The 5180-nt window shown below is 63.9% G+C and carries 3 protein-coding genes; all 3 read right to left on the reverse strand.

Annotated features, from left to right (window positions below):
• Positions 1-961: 961 nt before the first annotated feature.
• A complete protein-coding gene (locus ACOADB_RS00355; protein ID WP_378595934.1) occupies positions 962-2212 on the reverse strand; it encodes a hypothetical protein in 1251 nt (416 codons plus the stop codon).
• Between the two features lie 284 nt (positions 2213-2496).
• Positions 2497-4500, reverse strand: coding sequence for a PGN_0703 family putative restriction endonuclease (locus ACOADB_RS00360; RefSeq protein WP_378595935.1), 2004 nt, complete (start codon positions 4498-4500; stop codon positions 2497-2499).
• A gap of 9 nt (positions 4501-4509) precedes the next feature.
• Positions 4510-5180 (reverse strand): NUDIX hydrolase (locus ACOADB_RS00365; RefSeq protein ID WP_378595936.1); only part of this gene is annotated, 671 nt, incomplete at its 5' end.

Here is a 5180-nt window from a genome sequence, read left to right on the forward strand (position 1 = left end):
TCGTGGCTCTCGTCGCGGACATGGGCGTCGGGCTGGAAACAGGCGAGCAGGGTGTCGAGGTCGCCGGAGGCCGAGGCCTTGTAGTACTGGTCGATGACGTCGGGGATGGTGGTCATGGGGCCGAACCTAGTGAGGCGCACCGACATCGGCCGGAGCGTTGGAATCCGTAGTCAGACGCTTCCAGAGACCCTCGGAGACCACCTCGGCGACGCCGACGACCACCGCGATGGCGGTCTGGTCGTCGATCGCGTACCCGCCCCGGCGATGCCGCTCGCCCAGGCTTCTGCCTCGGCCATCGAGTTGCCCCGCTCTCCGTCCGGAGCGAGGTGCGGACAGATCGAGAGGTCGACGAGTCCCAACGTGCTGTCGTCACCGTCCGGTGCTTCGTGGCGGCTGGATGGCCCATGGTGGGCAGCGGGCTTTCCCGCGGCGCCGCAGTGCTCTCACCGAGAAAGCTGTTCGCTGCCTTGCAGGGGCACCTGGCAACGCGCTTGCCGCCTGCCTAGCGCGCTGAGGTGGGCCATTGGCAATGGGACCGGCCTGCAAATCTTCCTGCATGAGTCGCACACCTTTCACAGGCAAGGCTGGTGATACCGGGTGGTGAGTGAGTACCGTTATCGGCGGTAGCGAGACCATGTATCTCGAAGCGGTCGACCACCATTTGGTGTGAACCTTCGTGCAGGGCTGGGGATAGACCCAGGTGAGCACGGCGACATTTCAGGACCTGTCGCTGTGCCTGAGTGCAACAAAGTTCCTTATCGGTCTGAGTGGCAAGCCCAGCGAGCGCTGTCTAACATTCGACGCCGCAATGCGGCAGCCAGTAAGAAGCAACCAACCGGCATCTACTGGTGTGGCCAGTGCATGGCCTGGCACCTGACCTCAAGGTCTCGCAGTCGGCCGCCTCCTTGGAGAGCGCAGCGACGTGAAGGCGAAATCGCTGCGTCAGGCGAAGTTGATGAGTTCAACCGTCGTCGTTGACTCGGTCGGCTTGATTGCGTCGACGCGAACGTCGCTCTGCAATCCCGTTGGCAACCGTGCCGCCTACCGATCTGGCGCGGTGACCAACTTCGGTGCCGAGTCGCTTGGCGGCTTCGGCACCTTCCAACCCTGTCTCAAGCGCTTTGTCTCTGACTTCAGCCACAGCTTGAGTCCAGTGCCGTATCTCGAACTGTCCCTGGTTGTCGCCGATAGCGAGTCGCTCATGAAAGTCATCGACCTGAGCGGCGACGTGGGCGGTCGACCTGATGACCGCTGGTGACTGAGACGGGTTAAGCAACACTCGTAGGTTGGCCGATGCAGCGGCCCCAGCCATTTCCGACAGCAATCGGCTGGTGACTTGCGAGATGGCGTCCAGTCGAGCGTTTCGCGCAGCCGTCAGTCCGAGCCGGTGTCCGTTCAGGTCATCTGGTGCGGTTTCGAGAACACGATCGATTTCAAGGACGGCGATCGCGTCCTGAAGTTGAAAGCAGCGTGCGAGGATGGCCAGCCATTCTTGGGTCTTGGCCTCCGTTTCCTTTGCTGCCTTGAGCAACTCACTGATCCGTTGCTTGCTGTGCAGGTTCTCGGCAAGGGCCTCGAGTTGGAGCAGCGCGTAAGACTGGGTGCGCGCGATGGTTGCTGACGAAGATTGCACTTTCGACCAGGTGACCTCATTGACGCGGCCAACGTGCTCGCGCAGGGTCATCGCTTCCTCGATATCGAAGCCCACGCCGATCAAGTTGGCGACGACAGCGTCCTTCTGGGCGCGAAGGACATCGTCCAGCTTGGCGTCGATCCGGGCCAGATAGTCCGTGATTTCATCCATGGCTTGCTGCATCGCGAGCTGGGTCATTATCCCCGCTGCGCCGGACAAGAGCGCCGGGTTCGACGCGATCGAACCGGGGCCCGTTGAGATCTGGAGCCATGACTTGACGTTGCCGGGCTTCCCAATCATCGCGTGGCTGACGCCAGGGGTCTTGGTCGGCATGAGGCCCATCGCCTTGACCTTGGCTGCTGATTCCGGGGTGAGCTTGACCCAGCGACCCGCTTGGGCGCTGATCTCCGACCCTGCTCTTGCTGCAGCCGATCCGGCACCCATCACCTTCGACAGCTTGGGCAATCCAAGGTCTTTCGATGCGATGTCCTCCGAGGCCAGGAAGAGGTCTACAGCTGTCGACTCTCCGATGACCGCAAGGCTTTGGCCATCGCTGATGAGTTGGATCTCGTTCTCCATCGTCCACTCCTGGGTGCGCGGCGAGCGAGCGCAACGGGAACGCAGGCTCTGCCTCCGCCGAGGCTAGTCGGCAGGGGCGACAAATCGATCAAATCGGCATCAGCAGCGCATAACGTCGCGCTCCGCGACAGTTGCGCACCGTGCGCCAACCCTGGACGATCGCCAATTCTGATCACCGAGTTCGACCGTGCGGCAGTGCGCTCGAGTTTCGGCGACGTCGTCTCCGTTCATCCCGACGTTCTGGCCGCGGGTGTGGGGGGTCGGGTGCCGTCATAGACGCTCGTTCAGTTAGTCGACCCGGATCCGTAGCGGTCGACGTAGTGCTCACTGGTGACGGCCGGGTCGAGGAATACCGTCGGGTCCATGGTCACGAATCGGTCGGGATGGCGCAGCAACGTCTTCCAAACGGCGGACACCGTCGCCCCACGGCCGCGTAGGGCCGGTGGAAGGTAGGAACGCTGGTAGGCGTTGTTGTCCGGTGACAGGACATGAATGACCCGGACCACCTCCGCTGCCACAGCAGAATCACTCCTCAACTGATCGGCGAGCAGTTGCTGTCGCACCAGCTGGTAGATCGGCTCATGGAAAAGGTCTGCCAGGTCCAACCGCCCCGCCTTGATCGGGCCCTTGGCCGACTTGAGCAAGTTCTCGTAGCGTCGGAGCCGCTCGGCGTGCTTGGCATCATTGGTTGGCGCAGCGCTGGGGTAGTTCTCCGTGTACTTCCACTCGACAAGAGCTAGTGCGTTCTTGCCCGTGGATGTGACGTAGGCGAACGCGGCGTCGACGCTCGTGCACTGGGAGCCGCGCACCCTCTTTCCGTTCGAGCCTTCGTTGAAGTAGTTGGTCAGTCCGATGAACTCGAACGTGAGGAAGCGACCACTTTCGGTCGGGTCGATCTCGCCGAAGTCGCGCACCGTCGCAATGTCGAGCTGGGAGCCGAAAGCCTTGATGATCCGGTCCGGGTCGCTTGCCATGGCGGTCAAGGCATTGACGCACTGCACCTGCGACGACCGGAGATGCGCTGACGGGCCGCCGGCAATGCCCTGGTGCCAGCCGATCTTGAGGTTCTTGAACATGTCGAGCGCCTGCTGCCTGACCTCGGGAAGCAGATTGTGTACGGCGTGCTCAGCCGGCAACGCGTAGTCGACATCCACGAGAACCTTCGATCGATTGCGCACCTGGCCTGGCCCACGCGCATCGAGGGGCAGCGGTGCACTGCTCGATGCCTTCCACCGAGCTTGTCGTGCATTCTCTGCCGCTGCGTAGTTCTGCGGACGCGGACGGCCGTCCGGAAGGCGGGATTCGCTGAGGGGGAGGAGGTCGCCGAGAAGGTTGACCTCGAAGAGCTGAATCGGCTCGACGCCGAGCGGCGCATCCTTCAAGGCGTCGCGCACAGCCAGCATTCGCCGGATCATCTCAGCCGACGCGCCCCGCTGGAGGACGACAACCGGGGCGACCCGCATCGCGATGCCCACCTTGAAGTCGCCGTCGACGAGGCCGAGTGACCGTCGCTGCTCGAGCTGATCCTTCAGCACATTCGCAGGCGGCGGCACGTTGTCGGCCGAGGCGCTCTCGTCGATCCAGCGCTGCAGAATGCGGGCGTACATCGTTGCTTGGGCGGGTGCCCACGCGATGCTGCCGACTCCGAGCGGCTTGACCTCGATGGCAAGAATTGTGCCGTCCTGGTCGACGCCGATGGCGTCGCACTCGTTGCCGAGCTTGGTCGGCATGCCGGCAAACCCGAGGTCGGCGATCTTCAGCGCCTCGAGGATCGGTGATGCGCAGGCCTTCATGAACGAAGTCTTCTCGTCCGTCGATCCGAAGGACGGTGTCACCTCGCGGTCAAGGATCACGCGTTTGCTGGATGCGCGCGAACTGACAGCCGCCTGCACTGCGCCTTCTGTCGAACCGTGGGTCCGGGCAGCTATCGGGATGATGCGGTCGAGGTAGAGCTCGACCTCGGGCCAGTGCGCCGCCAGATCGGCGGCTGCCTGCGGTTGTGACCAGGCCGGGTCAAATCCGCCGGCCTTGGCGTGCGTCGCATGGACCGCCAGTTTGAGCAGGCCCTTCTTGCTCATGTGCAGGTCGAGGACGGAGGTGAGGCCGACGTAGAGCGTGGCGTGGTCGAGGCCCGACCGCACGGTGTGTCGGAACTGGAGGTCGACCGGGTACAGCGCGTGTTTCGCATACGACACTAGGGAGGACGCGACGCCTGGCGCGTCGGTGTCGTTCGGGTCGAAGTGCTTCAGGAACTCCGCCGAGACCCGGCGGTCATAGATCGCTGCCATGCATGCACGCTACGGATGTGCTGCGACGGAAACCCCGGAACGCCGATAGAGGGCGGCTGGCCGCCCGCGCAGGTTCGTCGCGAGCACCGGCTCGCCCTTGCGGAGCACCGGCTCCAGCAGCGGCTTCATCCGACGGTTGAAGTTGTCCTTGTGCAGCTCGTCGCCGACCACGGCCTCGTGGACCTTGCGAAGTTGATGGAGTGTGAAGGGCTCGGGGAGGAACCCGTCCGGGTCGGGGTGGATGTCGACGTACCGGAAGCGGATCTCGTAGCGCTCCCGCAACGCCCGCACCGCGGTGGAGACGATCTCGTCGTGGTCGAAGAGCAGGGGCCCGGGTTCGGCTAGTTCTCCTGCGGGCCTGACGTCGACGAGGTCACCGTGAGCGTCGATGAGCACGCTCTCGTGGACCGACAGGGAGTGCCCGGCCGAGATCACCCAGGTGCGGTCGTCGCGTGAGGGATCGTCGAAGAGCCGCAGCAGCCGCGGGCTTACATCGTCAGCTGGCTCGACGCCAACCTTGCGCCGCAACACGTCCTCGACGGTCTGAGCGACGGTCCAGCGCTCGCGGATGAACCCCCCCGGCAGCGCGCGTCCAGACGGTTCGGCGCGGTCCTGGACGAGGACTTTGAGCTCGGGGGTTGTGTCGGAGGCTCCCGCTACGGTGAGCACAGCGAGATCGA

Origin of the sequence: Nocardioides sp. CPCC 206348 (assembly GCF_048654705.1) — a bacterium.
In the GTDB taxonomy this organism is placed as follows: domain Bacteria; phylum Actinomycetota; class Actinomycetes; order Propionibacteriales; family Nocardioidaceae; genus Nocardioides.